Origin of the sequence: Micromonospora sp. URMC 103 (assembly GCF_051386435.1) — a bacterium.
GTDB lineage: Bacteria > Actinomycetota > Actinomycetes > Mycobacteriales > Micromonosporaceae > Micromonospora.
Genome location: NZ_JBPQTR010000004.1, coordinates 1,378,349 through 1,392,059 on the forward strand (window position 1 = coordinate 1,378,349; position 13,711 = coordinate 1,392,059).

Annotated in this window: 12 protein-coding genes; 7 read left to right on the plus strand and 5 right to left on the minus strand. The window is 73.0% G+C overall.

The annotated features are described in order from the left end of the window. Positions 1–199: 199 nt before the first annotated feature. The 5 genes from ACSNOA_RS10020 (at position 200) to ACSNOA_RS10040 (ending at position 5,969) form a co-directional block, all read left to right on the plus strand. A complete protein-coding gene (locus ACSNOA_RS10020; protein ID WP_436657678.1) occupies positions 200–1,489 on the plus strand; it encodes a sugar ABC transporter substrate-binding protein in 1,290 nt (429 codons plus the stop codon). 116 nt (positions 1,490–1,605) lie between these two features. Beyond that, positions 1,606–2,571 carry a carbohydrate ABC transporter permease gene (locus ACSNOA_RS10025; RefSeq protein ID WP_436657679.1) on the plus strand — a complete coding sequence of 322 codons (966 nt, stop codon included), beginning with the start codon at positions 1,606–1,608 and terminating at the stop codon, positions 2,569–2,571. Between the two features lie 11 nt (positions 2,572–2,582). After that, a complete protein-coding gene (locus ACSNOA_RS10030) occupies positions 2,583–3,425 on the plus strand; it encodes a carbohydrate ABC transporter permease (RefSeq protein ID WP_436657680.1) in 843 nt (280 codons plus the stop codon). Then, on the plus strand, positions 3,422–4,843 hold the full coding sequence (locus ACSNOA_RS10035; RefSeq protein ID WP_436657682.1) for a GH1 family beta-glucosidase: 1,422 nt from the start codon (positions 3,422–3,424) through the stop codon (positions 4,841–4,843). Before ACSNOA_RS10030 ends, ACSNOA_RS10035 begins: the two co-directional genes overlap by 4 nt. Before the next feature lie 79 nt (positions 4,844–4,922). Further along, positions 4,923–5,969, plus strand: a complete 1,047-nt coding sequence (locus ACSNOA_RS10040; RefSeq protein WP_436657683.1) for a LacI family DNA-binding transcriptional regulator — start codon at positions 4,923–4,925, stop codon at positions 5,967–5,969. A gap of 121 nt (positions 5,970–6,090) precedes the next feature. Here the strand turns inward: ACSNOA_RS10040 and ACSNOA_RS10045 are convergent, their stop codons facing one another. Continuing rightward, complete coding sequence (locus ACSNOA_RS10045; protein WP_436657684.1) at positions 6,091–7,314, minus strand: acyl-CoA dehydrogenase family protein; 1,224 nt, start codon at positions 7,312–7,314, stop codon at positions 6,091–6,093. Continuing rightward, positions 7,314–8,453 (minus strand): phosphotransferase family protein, encoded by a 1,140-nt coding sequence (locus ACSNOA_RS10050; RefSeq protein ID WP_436658367.1) that lies wholly within the window; start codon positions 8,451–8,453, stop codon positions 7,314–7,316. Before ACSNOA_RS10050 ends, ACSNOA_RS10045 begins: the two co-directional genes overlap by 1 nt. 148 nt (positions 8,454–8,601) lie before the next feature. Here ACSNOA_RS10050 and ACSNOA_RS10055 point away from each other — a divergent pair, with 148 nt between their 5' ends. Then, positions 8,602–9,297, plus strand: a complete 696-nt coding sequence (locus tag ACSNOA_RS10055) for an amino acid-binding protein (protein ID WP_436657685.1) — start codon at positions 8,602–8,604, stop codon at positions 9,295–9,297. 167 nt (positions 9,298–9,464) lie between these two features. Here ACSNOA_RS10055 and ACSNOA_RS10060 read toward each other — a convergent pair whose 3' ends face one another. Together ACSNOA_RS10060 and ACSNOA_RS10065 are read right to left on the minus strand one after the other, a co-directional pair. Then, positions 9,465–11,030 (minus strand): aldehyde dehydrogenase family protein, encoded by a 1,566-nt coding sequence (locus ACSNOA_RS10060; protein WP_436657686.1) that lies wholly within the window; start codon positions 11,028–11,030, stop codon positions 9,465–9,467. Positions 11,031–11,378: 348 nt separating this feature from the next. Beyond that, a complete protein-coding gene (locus tag ACSNOA_RS10065; RefSeq protein ID WP_436657687.1) occupies positions 11,379–12,188 on the minus strand; it encodes an LPXTG cell wall anchor domain-containing protein in 810 nt (269 codons plus the stop codon). Between the two features lie 254 nt (positions 12,189–12,442). Here ACSNOA_RS10065 and ACSNOA_RS10070 point away from each other — a divergent pair, with 254 nt between their 5' ends. Next, a complete protein-coding gene (locus tag ACSNOA_RS10070) occupies positions 12,443–12,973 on the plus strand; it encodes a DUF488 domain-containing protein (protein WP_436657688.1) in 531 nt (176 codons plus the stop codon). Between the two features lie 81 nt (positions 12,974–13,054). Here the strand turns inward: ACSNOA_RS10070 and ACSNOA_RS10075 are convergent, their stop codons facing one another. Further along, positions 13,055–13,567 carry a GNAT family N-acetyltransferase gene (locus tag ACSNOA_RS10075; RefSeq protein ID WP_436657689.1) on the minus strand — a complete coding sequence of 171 codons (513 nt, stop codon included), beginning with the start codon at positions 13,565–13,567 and terminating at the stop codon, positions 13,055–13,057. Between the last annotated feature and the right edge of the window lie 144 nt (positions 13,568–13,711).

Genomic DNA, 13,711 nt, shown 5'->3' on the forward strand with positions numbered 1-13,711 from the left:
GGGTGTCGTGGTAACGAAATGGGAACGCTCCCAGCGTCCTATTGACACTCCCCGACGCCCGCCGTCACGCTCATGGGAGCGCTCCCGTCGCGTGGTCCGGATTCGTCCCGCACCCCGCCGCGGGCGCCGGCGCCGGCCGTGACCGGCGTACGGCACCCCCCACCACACACCCAGCCTCACCACCGAAAGAGGGGTCAGGATGAGCCTCACCACGCGGCGTACCCGGACGGCCATCGCCGCCCTGGCCGCGATCACCGCGCTCGGCAGCCTCGCGGCCTGCGGCAAGGACGACGAGCCCGCGGCCGGGGAGAAGCCCGCGAAGCTGGTCGTGGACACGTTCGGCGAGTTCGGCTACGACGAGGTCGTCAAGCAGTACGAGAAGGACACCGGCATCAAGGTCGAGCTGCGCAAGACCGCCCAGCTCAACGAGTACCGGCCCAAGCTCGTCCGCGCGCTCGCCACCGGCAAGGGCGCGGCCGACGTGGTCGCGCTCGAGGAGGGCATCCTCAACGAGTTCAAGGTCAACCCCGCGAACTGGGTCGACCTCCGGCCGCTGGTCGCCGACCACAGCAAGGACTACCTGCCCTGGAAGTACGAGCTGGGCAAGGCGCCGAACGGCCAGCTCATGGGCCTGCCCACCGACGTCGGCAGCCTCGCGGTCTGCTACCGGCGGGACCTCTTCGAGGCCGCCAAGCTGCCCACCGAGCGAGACCAGGTGGCCGCGCTCTGGCCGGACTGGCCCGCGTTCGTCGAGACCGGCAAGAAGTACCGGGCCGCCACCGGCAAGGGAATGCTCGACTCGGTCACCACGGCGGCCAGCGCCGTGATGTTCCAGAAGGGCGGCGACCTGTTCTACGACAAGGACGACAACGTCGTGGCCGACACCAGCGCGTCGGTGAAGGCCGCCTGGGACATGGCGATCACCATGGCGGACGCGAAGATCTCCGCGGCAACGGCCACCTGGTCGCCCGAGTGGTCCGCCGGCTTCAAGCAGGGCACCTTCGCGGCGACGTTCTGCCCGTCCTGGATGCTCGGCATCGTCGCGGACAACTCCGGCCCGGAGAACAAGGGCAAGTGGGACGTGGCGCCGGTGCCCGGCGGCGCGGGCAACTGGGGCGGCTCCTGGCTCGCCGTGCCGGAGCAGAGCAGGTACCCGAAGGAGGCGGCGAAGCTCGCCGAATACCTGACCAACGCGCAGAACCAGGTGGCCGCGTTCAAGCTCAAGGGCCCGCTGCCGACGAACCTGGAGGCGCTGAAGAACCCCGAGTTCACCGGCTACACCAACGAGTACTTCAACGGCGCGCCGACCGGCAAGATCTTCGGCGACAGCGTCGCGAAGATCCAGCCGCTGCATCTCGGCCCGAAGCACCAGGGCGTGAAGGAGAACGCCTTCGAGCCGGCGCTGCGGGCGTACGAGGCGGGGCAGATCACCCGGGAGAAGGCGTGGGAGCAGTTCACCAAGGACGCCAAGACGCAGGGCGCCTTCTGAGCTGAGCCGTACCGCACGGCGGTGGCGTCCGGGGTTCCGCCCGGACGCCACCGGCCGGTCCCCGTCCCGCCACCCGGCCACGCCGCCACCCGTGCCGGCGCCCGGAAAGGACTCCCATGAGCCTGTCGACCACGACGGCGCCTCCCGACGCGCCGTCGCCCCCTCCCGCCACCCGACGGTCGTCCCGGTCGCTCTCGCTGACCCGCCTCGACCTGAAGCTCTCCCCGTACCTCTACATCGCCCCGTTCTTCGTGGTCTTCGGCATCTTCGGGCTCTACCCGATGCTGCGGACCGCCTGGATGTCCCTGCACGACTGGAACCTGATCGGCGACCACACCTTCATCGGGTTCGACAACTACACGGCGCTGCTCTCCGACGAGTACTTCTGGAACGCCACGGCGAACACCTTCGGCATCTTCCTGCTCTCGACCGTGCCCCAGCTGCTGCTCGCCCTCTTCCTCGCGAACCTGCTCAACCGCACCGTCCTGCGCGCCCGGACCTTCTTCCGGATGGCCATCTTCATGCCGAACGTGGTGTCGGTGGCCGCCGTCGCCATCGTCTTCGGCATGCTCTTCCAGCGCGACTTCGGCCTCGTGAACTGGCTGCTCGGGCTCGTGGGCGTCGACCCGGTCGACTGGGACGCGCAGCGGTGGAGCTCGTGGACGGCGATCGCGTCGATGGTGAACTGGCGGTGGACCGGCTACAACACCCTGATCCTGCTCGCCGGCATGCAGGCCATCCCGCGCGACCTGTACGAGGCCGCGGCGATCGACGGGGCCGGCCAGTGGAAGCAGTTCTGGCGGATCACCCTGCCGATGCTCACCCCGACCTTCGTCTTCGTGGTGATCCTCTCCACCATCGGCGGGCTGCAGCTCTTCACCGAGCCGCTCGTCTTCGCCAACGGCAACATCACCGGCGGAGACCAGCGCGAGTTCCAGACCCTCGCCATGTACATGTACGAACTCGGCATCGAGAACCTGAACACCGCCGGGTACGGCGCGGCCGTGGCCTGGGCAATGTTCCTGATGATCGCGCTGGTCTCGCTGCTCAACTTCGTCCTCGTCCGCCGCACGGTGAAGTGAGGAGACCCGCCGTGACCTCCGCCTCCCGGCGCCTGTGGCGCACCAGCCCGCTGACCTACTGCGCGCTCGTGCTCGCGGTGCTCTTCTCGATCTACCCCTTCTACTACATGGTGGTCATCGCGACCCGCAGCCTCGACGCGATCAACGACGTCCCGCCGCCGGTGACTCCGGGCGGCGCGTTCGGCGACAACGTGGGCCGGGTGCTCGACAACGACGCCGCGAACTTCCTCACCGGCCTGCTCAACTCGGTCATCGTCTCCGCCGTGGTGACCGTCTCCGTGGTCGTCACCGGCTCGCTGGCCGGCTTCGCCTTCGCCAAGCTGCGCTTCCGCGGCCGCAACGCGCTGCTGCTGTCGATCATCGTGACCATGATGATCCCGACCCAGCTCGGGCTGATCCCGCTCTGGGGCATGATGCAGGACCTCGGCTGGTACGACACCCTCTACGCGGTGACGGTGCCCTTCATGGTCAGCGCGTTCGGCGTGTTCATGATGCGGCAGTACGCCACCCAGGCGATCTCCGACGAGCTCATCGAGGCCGGCCGCGTGGACGGGGCCAACACGTTCCGGATCTACTGGAGCGTCGTCCTGCCGGCGCTGCGCCCGGCGGCCGCCGTACTCGGGCTGCTGACCTTCATGGAGACCTGGAACTCGTACCTGTGGCCGTACGCCGTGCTGACGCCGGAGAACCCGACCCTCCAGGTCTCCCTGGCCTTCCTCTCGTATGCCTACTACACCGACTACTCGCAGGTCTTCGCCGCCACGGCCATCGGCACGGTGCCGCTGGTGCTCGTGTTCGCCGTGTTCGGCCGCCAGATCATCGGCGGGATCATGGAAGGTGCCGTCAAGTCGTGAGCATCCCCGCCAGCCCGCCCGCCGTCGACGTCCTCGGCCGGGGGCCGGAACCGACCTTCCCGCCCGGCTTCCGGTGGGGCGCGGCCACCGCGGCGTACCAGGTCGAGGGGGCCGCCGCCGAGGACGGGCGTACGCCGTCGATCTGGGACACCTTCAGCCGTACGCCCGGTCGCGTGCTCCAGGGGCACACCGGCGACGTGGCCTGCGACCACTACCACCGGTTCCGCGAGGACGTCGCGCTCATGGCCGACCTGCGCCTCACCTCGTACCGGTTCTCGGTCTCCTGGCCCCGGGTGCAGCCCGGCGGCGCCGGCCCCGTCAACGCCGCCGGCCTCGACTTCTACCGGCGGCTCGTCGACGAGCTGCTGGCCCACGACATCGAGCCGTGGGTCACCCTCTACCACTGGGACCTTCCGCAGCCGCTCGAGGACGCCGGTGGCTGGCCGGCCCGGGACACGGCCGGCCGGTTCGCCGACTACGCGGCGCTCGTGGCCGACGCGCTCGGCGACCGGGTCCGCTACTGGACGACGCTCAACGAGCCCTGGTGCTCCGCGTTCCTCGGCTACGGGTCGGGCGTGCACGCGCCGGGTCGGACCGACGGCGCCGACGCCGTCCGCGCCGGACACCACCTGATGCTCGGTCACGGGCTCGCCGTGGCGGCGCTGCGGGCGGCCCGGCCGGACGCCGAGGTCGGGGTGACCGTCAACCTGTACCCGGTCACCCCGGCCACCGACGCGCCCGCCGACCGGGACGCGGCCCGGCGGATCGACGCGCTGGCCAACCGGTTCTTCCTCGACCCGCTGCTGCGCGGGGCGTACCCGGCCGACCTCCTGGCCGACCTCCGCCGGGTCACCGACTTCGGTCACGTGCGCGACGGCGACCTCGCGGTGATCGCCAGCCCGCTCGACCTGGTGGGCGTCAACTACTACAGCCGGTACGTGGTGGCCGGTCCCGTCGACGGGGTGCACCGCCGGTCGCCGTCGGCCTGGCCCGGCAGCGAGGACGTCCGGTTCGTGAGCCGGGGCGTCCCGGTCACCGACATGGGCTGGGAGATCGACGCGCCGGGCCTCGTCGAGACGCTGCGCCGGGTGCACGACGAGTACACGGACCTGCCGCTGTACGTCACCGAGAACGGGTCGGCGTTCGTCGACGAGGTGGTCGACGGCCGCGTCGACGACGCCGAGCGGCTCGCGTACCTCGACGCGCACCTGCGGGCCGCGCACGCAACCATCGAGGCCGGGGTGCCCCTGCGCGGCTACTTCGCCTGGTCGCTCATGGACAACTTCGAGTGGGCGTGGGGGTACACGAAGCGGTTCGGCATGATCTACGTCGACTACGGCAGCCAGGCCCGGATCCCCAAGTCCAGCGGCCGGTGGTACGCCGAGGTGATCCGACGCAACGCGCTGCCCGCGCAGTAGGCTCGGGCCAGCCAGGCGGGCGGTCCGGCGCCACGGTCGCGCGGCGGCGCCGGGCCGCCCGACGTCGGAGGAGCAGACGATGACAACGCAGCGCAGCCGCTCACTCGGTCGCCCCACCCTCGACGCGGTCGCCGCCCGCGCCGGTGTCGGGCGGGGGACGGTCTCCCGTGTCGTCAACGGCTCCCCGCAGGTGAGCCCGGAGGCGCGGGCCGCCGTGCAGCAGGCCATCGCCGAGCTGGGGTACGTGCCGAACCGCGCGGCCCGGGCGCTCGTCACCCAGCGCACCGACTCCGTAGCGCTGGTCGTCTCCGAGTCCGGCGAGCGCGTGTTCACCGAGCCGTTCTTCGCGGCGATCGTCCGCGGGATCAGCTCCGCGCTCCTGGAGACGCCCATGCAGCTCTGGCTGGCCATGGTGCAGTCGCCCCTGGAGCGGGAACGCGTCGAGCACCACCTCACCAACCAGCACGTCGACGGTGTGCTGCTGCTCTCCCTGCACGACTCCGACCCGCTGCCCACCCTGCTCGAGGAGCGGGGCCTGCCGGCCGTGCTCGGCGGCCGGCCGGCGCGGATGCTGCGACCGGGGGCGCAGCCGGCCTGGTTCGTCGACGTCGACAACGTGGGCGGCGCCCGGCAGGCCGTCCAGTACCTCGCGGGCCGCGGGCGACGGCGGATCGCCACCATCGCGGGCCCGCAGGACATGGGCGCCGGCCTGGCCCGGCTCACCGGCTACACCGAGGCGGTCACGGCCGCGCTGGGCGGGGTCGACGACGACCTCGTGGCGTACGGGGACTTCAGCGAGGAGAGCGGGGCGGCCTGCATGCGCCGGCTGCTGGAGACCAGGCCCGACGTGGACGCCGTCTTCGTGGCCTCCGACCTCATGGCCTTCGGCGCGCTGCGTACGCTGCGCGAGGCCGGCCGGCGGGTGCCCGACGACGTGGCGGTGGTCGGCTTCGACGACGCGCCGATCGCGCGGCAGGCCGACCCGCCGCTCACCACCGTGTTCCAGCCCGTGGAGGAGATGGGGCGGCAGATGGCCCGGCTGCTGGTCGCCCGCGTCCGCGGCGACGATCTCCCGGCCCCCCACATCCTCCTGGACACCCAGCTCGTCAAGCGCGCGAGCGCCTGACCCACCCGCGCCCTTCCTCCCCGGTGATCATGAAGTTATTGCCGTGACACGCCGGTGTCCGGGGCAATAACTTCATGATCGACGCGGCGGTGCCGCCCGGGGGCGCGGGGACTGGGCCGGGTTACGCGGGCGCCGCGGTCCAGCGGCGGAGTTCGCGGCGGGCCAGGGAGGCGCGGTGGACCTCGTCGGGGCCGTCGGCGAGGCGGAGCGTCCGGGCACCGGCCCACAGGGAGGCCAGCGGGGTGTCCTGGCTGACGCCGGCCCCGCCGTACGCCTGGATGGCCTTGTCGATCACCCACTCCGCCATGGCCGGCGTGGCGATCTTGATGGCCTGGATTTCGGTGTGTGCGCCCTTGTTGCCGACCGTGTCCATGAGCCAGGCGGTCTTCAGCACCAGAAGGCGGGCCTGCTCGATGCGGACGCGGGACTCGGCGATCCACTCGCGGACCACGCCCTGCTCGGCCAGCGGCCGGCCGAACGCGACCCGCTCGGTCGCCCGCCGGCAGAGCAGCTCCAGCGCCCGCTCGGCCATCCCGATGAGCCGCATGCAGTGGTGGATCCGGCCCGGGCCGAGGCGGGCCTGGGCGATGGCGAAGCCGCCGCCCTCCTCGCCCACGAGGTTCTCGACCGGCACCCGGACGTCCGTGAAGTCGATCTCGGCGTGCCCGCCGTGGGACGCGTCGCTGTAGCCGAAGACCGTCATGCCGCGCCGGACCGTGACGCCCGGGGTGTCCCGGGGTACCAGCACCATGCTCTGCTGCCGGTGCCGGTCGGCGCCCGGGTCGGTCTTGCCCATCACGATGAAGATCTCGCAGGCCGGGTCCATGGCGCCGGACGACCACCACTTGCGGCCGTTGATCACATAGTGGTCCCCGTCCCGGGTGATCCGGGTGGCGATGTTGGTGGCGTCGGACGAGGCCACCTCCGGCTCGGTCATGCAGAACGCCGACCGGATCTCACCCTCCAGCAGCGGGCGCAGCCAGCGCTCACGCTGCGCCTCCGAGCCGAACTCGGCCAGCAGCTCCATGTTGCCGGTGTCCGGTGCCGCGCAGTTGAGCGCCTCGGGCGCCAGGTGCGGGCTGCGCCCGGTGAGCTCGGCGAGGGGAGCGTACTGGAGGTTGGTGAGGCCGGCGCCGTAGCGCCGGTCGGGCAGGAAGATGTTCCACAGGCCGCGCTTGCGCGCCTCGGCCTTCAGCTCCGCCATGACCGGCGGCCGTGCCCACGGGTCACCAGCGGCGAGCACCTGCGCGGCGTGCACCGGCTCGGCCGGGTAGACGTGCTCGTCCAGGAACGCGGTCAGCTCGGCGCGGAGCTGTTCGGTGCGGCTGTCGTACGCGAAGTCCATCAACGCTCCCCGGCGGCGGTCAGGCCGTACGCGATCAGCGGCGCCACCATCTCGCCGATCCGGTCGAATCCCTGCCCGAGGGTCTGGCCGAGCGTGTGCCGGTAGTGGATGCCCTCGCAGATCACGGCGAGCTTGAAGCAGCCCAGCGCGACGTGCCAGTGCAGCGGCCCGACGTCGACGCCGCTGCGTTCCGCGTACCGGTCGATGAGCTCGCCGCCCGTGGGGAACCCGGCGCGCGGGCCGAGCCCGTCGGCGACCGGGTTGCCGGCCGCGGTCTCGCTGCCGCCGAGCACGTCCCAGTACGTGAGCAGCAGGCCCAGGTCGGCGAGGGGATCGCCGAGGGTGGCCATCTCCCAGTCGAGCACCGCCCGGACCGCCACCGGGTCGACGGTGGCGAGCAGGTTGTCGAGCCGGTAGTCGCCGTGCACGATCCGGCCCGCGTTGGCGCTCGCGGGCACGGTCGCCGCGAGCCGGTCGCGCAGCTCGTCGATGCCGGGCAGCGGCCGGCTGCGGGAGCGGTCGAGCTGCCCCGCCCAGCGGCGCACCTGCCGTTCCAGGTAGCCCTCGGGCCGGCCGAAGTCGGCGAGCCCGACGGCCGTCGGCTCGACCCGGTGCAGCGCGGCGAGAGTGTCCATCATGGCCATCGCGAGGTCGCGTCGCGGGCCGTCGCCGAGCGGGTCGGTCTGCGCCCGCGTGCGGAAGACCTCCCCGGTCACGCGTCCCATGAGGTAGAACGGCGCGCCGATCACCTCCGGGTCGGGGCAGTGCAGGATCGCCCCGGGCACCGGCACGTCGGTGGGCGCCAGCGCCGAGATCACCCGGAACTCCCGGGCCATGTCGTGCGCGGTGGCCAGCACGTGCCCCAGCGGCGGGCGGCGCAGCACCACCTCGCGGTCCCCGGCGCGCAGCAGGTACGTGAGGTTCGACTTGCCGCCGGCGATCAGCGTCGCGCCGAGCGGCCCGGCGGCCAGCTCGGGGCGGTGCGCGGCGAGGTACGTGGCGAGCCGGCCCAGGTCGACGCCCGCGGGCGGATCCTCGGGGACGTCGCCGTCCGGGACGGTGGGGGTGGCCGGGTCTGCTTCGGCGGGGGTGGCCGGGGCGGCGCCCGGCCGGAGCGCGTCGACGGCCGGATCGGTCATCCGATTAGTTGATGGCAGCTCCGTCATGTTGTCAAGGTCGGGTTTTGCGTCCGGGACATGCCGCGGCAACAGGGACGAAATGGGCAGCGTCCAGGCTGGGGACCAGCCTGCCGGCCACCGCGCCGGCCCGCCGAGCGGAGGGACGACCATGTTGCTGCGAGTTCGGGTCACGCTGCCGGACCGTCCCGGCGCCCTCGGCCAGGTGGCCCGCACCCTGGGCGTGTCCGGCGCGGACATCGTCCAGGTGGTGGTGCTGGAGCGGCTCGGCGGGCGGGCGGTGGACGACTTCACCGTCGTGTGGCCGGGCGCCGCGCGCGTCGAGCGGCTGCTGGCCGGTCTGGCCGCCATTCCCGGCGTACGCGTGGACGGGGTCTGGCGGGCGATCGGCGCGCCCACCACGACCGGCCAGGACGCCGAGCTGCTGGCCCACGTCGCCGCGAACCCGGCCGACGGGGTGGCCACCCTGGTCGACGCGGCGCCCGGTCTGCTGGCCGCCGACTGGGCGGTGGCCGCCGTGGTGCCGCTGGACTGGGCGTCGCGCACCGGCGGGGGCGGCGCCACCGTGGCGCACGCGAGCTGGCGGGCCCCCGTACCGCCACCGCTGCCGGAGGTGACCCCGCTGCGCGCGCGCTCGGCGACCGCGCCCGACGGCACCCACTACGCGGTCGCGCCGTTCGGGCGGGCCGGTCTCGTGCTCGTGGTGGCGCGCGGGCACACCGACCCGCTCGTGGCGGCGGCGTTCCACGCCACGGAGGTCGACCGGCTGGCCCAACTGGTCCGGGCGGGCGCGGTGATCCTCGGCGACCGGCTCGACCTGGTCGGCGCCCCTGCGGTAACCGCCTAACCCCCCAAACCCCCGCCCCACCCCCCACGCCCGCCCCAGCCCCACCCGCCCTCGCGATCTTGCGGTTCGTGCCCCGGCGAAACGGGACGAACGCCATTTCTCCGGGGCCGAAAGTGCAAGATCGCGGGGGTGGGAGGCGGGGGTGGGGGCGCGGGGTGGGGGTGGGGTCAGGTCGTGGGGTAGCGGCTGTAGTCGGGGAAGTTGCCGTAGAGCCGCTCGTCGCCGCCCTGTGTAACCGCCTGCACGAGCAGGTCGCCGCCCACGAACGCGCCCTTCCAGGAGGCGCCCCGGCCGCCGAACGGCTCGTCCCGGTCGCCGCGCGAGCGGGGCTTGTTGATGCCCACCTTGAACGCCTGGAGGTCGACGGCGAGCTTGCCGGCCAGTTCCTCGTCGTCGCAGGCCAGCGAGGCGACCAACGCGCCGTTGGAGGCGTTCATCTGTGCCAGCAGCTCGTCGGTGGTGTCCACCACGACGATCGTGTCGACCGGCCCGAACGGCTCGGCGTGCATGAGCCGGGACCGGCCGGGCGGAGCGAGCAGCACGGCGGGCGCGACGTACGCCGACGTGTCCTGCCCGGCCAGGAACGGCGCCCCGTCGAGCTTGCCCCGGTACAGCGGAACGGCGCCGCCGCGGACCGCCTCGTCCACCTTGCGGCGTAGCTCGTCGGCCTTCGCGGCGCTGATGAGCGGCCCGAAGTCGAGGTCGGGCAGCGGGTCGCCCACCTGCCAGGTCTCGTCCACCGCAAGCGGGTGTCCGAACTGGATCGAGGAAACCACCGGCAGGTACATGTCGAGGAACTCGTCGACGAGGTTGCGCTGCACCACGAACCGGGGGTACGCGGTGCAGCGCTGCTTGCCGTACTCGAAGCCCTTCTTGAGGTGCGCGGCGAGCAGGTCCCACTGGGAGAACTCCCAGATCCCCCAGGCGTTGAGGCCCTCCTGCTCGATGAAGTGCCGCTTGTCGGAGTCGAGCAGCGCGGCGGCCACCTTGCCGCCGTTGGAGCGTCCACCCACGAAGGCCACGGCGCCGATCTCCGGCGCCCGGACGAGCACCTCGGACAGCTCCTCACCACCACCGGAGACGAGCGTCGCCGGCAGCCCGGCGCGGCGCATGAGCGCGTGCGCCACGGTGAGGCAGACGGCGCCGCCCTGCGACGGGGTCTTCGCGACGACCGCGTTGCCGGCGAGCAGTTGCACCAGCTCGGCGTGCACGAGCACGCTCATCGGGTAGTTCCACGAGGCGATGTTGCTGACCGGGCCGGGCAGCGGCTCGCGCCCGCCCGCGAGCATCCGGTCGATCTCACCGACGTACCAGCGGACACCGTCCAGCGCCCGGTCCACGTCGGCGCAGGCCAGCCGCCACGGCTTGCCGATCTCCCAGACCAGCAGCAGGGCGAGCAGGTCCCGGTGGGCGGTGAGGGCGTCCACCGCCGCGGTGACCCGCGCCGTGCGTTCGGTGAGCGGGGTGGCGGCCCACTCGCGGTGCGCGGCCGCGGCGTGCGCGACGGCGGCGTGGGCGGTGTCGGCGTCGAGCCGGGCCAGGTTGACCAGGACGGTGTTGTCCACCGGGGTCCGGACGGGCGTCGGCGAACCGATCGCCCGCCACGCGCCCTCGACGAGGTTGTGCAGCGTGGTGACGCCGTCGACCGGGGCGGCGAACGCCTCCGGGGTGGCGGCCACCGCGCGGGCCAGGGTCTCCGACCAGGCGGTGCCGTCGGCGAGTCGTAGGGCCATCGCGTCCTCCTCAGGTTCGACCGGGGAGCGGCGGCGTCGATGGCACCGCTGGTGTCGGGTACTGTGCCGCGCCGCGCGGCGGGCCAGCAACCGTACGCTCGTATGCCAGGACGGGTCGTCCCGGTCGGGCGCCGGAGGCGACCGCAACAGCGGGGCCGTTGAGCTGGGCGGACGGTGCCACATCATCGACAAGCATCGATGGTGTGAGCTATCTCCGGACGCCGTCGACCGGGTTACCCGCCGATACGGATTCCGGCTCGGCGCGGATCGGTCGAGCGTGGACACGGGAGGCAACGGCGAGCGGCCGCCGGACCGGGGGTCCGACGGCCGCTCGGGGTGCTGACGGGATCAGCTCGTGAAGGTGATCTTGTCCCGGCGACGACGCAGCGCCATCAGGACGACCCCACCCACGATGAGCGCCAGACCGGCGAGGCTGATGCTGGTCACGGCGACCCCGGTGAGCGGCAGGCCGCCCTCGGTGTCACCGCCACCACCGTTGCCGCCGACACCCGACGCGTCCGAGGGGGACGGGTTCGCCGACGGGTTGGCGGACGGGTTCTCCGAGGGGTTCGCCGAGGGGTTCTCGGAGGGGTTCTGCGACCCGCCCGGCGTCGGGGTGGGCGACCCCTCGCCGGGGGTGGACGTGGACGGCGTCGGGGTCGGCGACGCCGCGCACGGCTGCAGCCAGAACACCTTCTGCTTGGCCTTGCCCTTGCCGTCGGTCAGGTCGACGGTCAGCTTGATGTGGTAGCCCTGCTGGGGCTGGGCATCGAGGCCGGCCAGCGCCAGGTCGTTGGCGGAGAACCGGACGACCGCGTCGTGGTCGTTCGCCGCACCGGAGGCCGGGTCGTCGCTGATCACGTAGTTGTCGAGGAACTTGACCGTCGTGCGTCCCGTGGGCGGGTGCGCGGCGAGGGTGATGTCGGCCGTCTCCCCCTCGTCGAAGTTGAAGAACTCGAGTTCGAACTCGCAGCCGACGTGCGGCTGGTTGTCGACGCTGTCCCCGAAGGGCGCACCGTCGATCTTGACGGTGCCGTTGTCGCCCGGGGGGTTGTGCGGCTTGCCGGCGGCCGCCCACGCCGGGGAGGCGATGGCGAGACTGGCCGCGGCGGCAGCCGTCAGGACGGCAGCGCGCGCCGCGCGCCGACGCTGTGGCATGAGGATTCCTCCGAGATCGGGAGAGGGAACGGCACATGATCTCACGCACGAGATCGGCACTCGACATCGGTCGATCGGTTTGACCTGCGCATACGTCTCGGTGTGATCCGATTTTCCGGTCCGTCGACCGCGTGTCGGTGTAACGGACACGGGCGGGGCGGCGCTCCCGCGGAGCGGGTCGGCGTCGCTCCCCATCGGACCGTCTGACGCCGGTTCCTCGGCGATCGTCGCGCGTTCCCGGCAGGATACGGGTGGTGGAGCGGGCGTTGGTGACCGTGGGACACGGGCCGGCCGACCGGGCGCGGCTCGGGGACCTGCTGGCCGGGGCGCGGATCGCGCTGGTGGTGGACGTGCGCCGGTTTCCCGCGAGCCGCACCAACCCGGACGTCCGGCGTGAGGAGCTGGAACGCTGGCTGCCGGAGGCCGGCATCGACTACCGCTGGGAGCCGCGCCTCGGCGGCCGGCGGCACGTCCCGGCCGGCAGCCCCGAGCCGGACACCTGGTGGACGGTGGCGGCGTTCCGGGCGTACGCGGCGCACACCCGTACGCCCGACTTCCGGGCCGCGCTCGACGCGGCGCTCGCGGACGCGGCGGCCCGGACCACGGCCGTGATGTGCAGCGAGAGTGTCTGGTGGCGCTGCCACCGGCGGCTCATCGCGGACGTGGCGGTCCTCGGCCACGGCGTGCCGGTCGACCACCTGATGCCGGACGGCCGGCTCACCCCGCACCGGCCGGCCGCCGGCGCCCGGCGCGACGGCGGCCACGACCTGGTCTGGGACGGCTGAGTCGCCCTCGCGCCGCGGCGCCGCGCGGGGCCGGGAAGCGCGGTGTCGACGAAGCCAGCCGGCCCGCGTAGCCCGGCGGGGTCAGTCGACCAGTTCGTCGGCGAGCAGGTCCATGAGCAGGCCGTCGTGCCAGCGGCCGTCCGCGCCCCGCTCGTAGCGCCGCAGCACCCCGACCGGGCGGAAGCCGACCTTCGCGTAGCCCCGGATCGCCTGCGTGTTGGCCGCCGCGGGGTCGATCGTGAAGCGGTGGTGCCCGTACTCGTCGACCAGGTGCCGGACCAGCGTGCGGATCGCGTCCGGACCGAGGCCGCGCCCGTGCACCGCGGGGTCGAGGAAGATGTCGAGGCTGGCGTGCCGGTAGTCCGGGTCCTCCTCGGCGGACCACTGGATGGCGCCCACGACCCGGTCGTCGTGCCCGATGGCGTAGACGGTCAGCTCCTCGTCGGCGAGGTCGGCGCGCACCGTGGCGGCCAGATCGTCGTCGCCGCGCCACCACCGGCGTACCTCCGGCGTGGCCCGGATCGCCGCGAGCGCCGCCACGTCCTGGGAGCCGGCCGGCCGCAGCGTCACGAACCGCCCGCGCAGGACGCTCACGACCGCTCCCGCAACCGGCCGGTGCCGAGCCGCTCCAGGACGCGGGCGTCGGTGTGATCCTCGCGCTGCTTCGCGGCCGCGCCCGCGCCGTCCGCCATGGCCCTCCACCCGTCCCGGGCCACGGCATGGCCCGGAACGGCAACC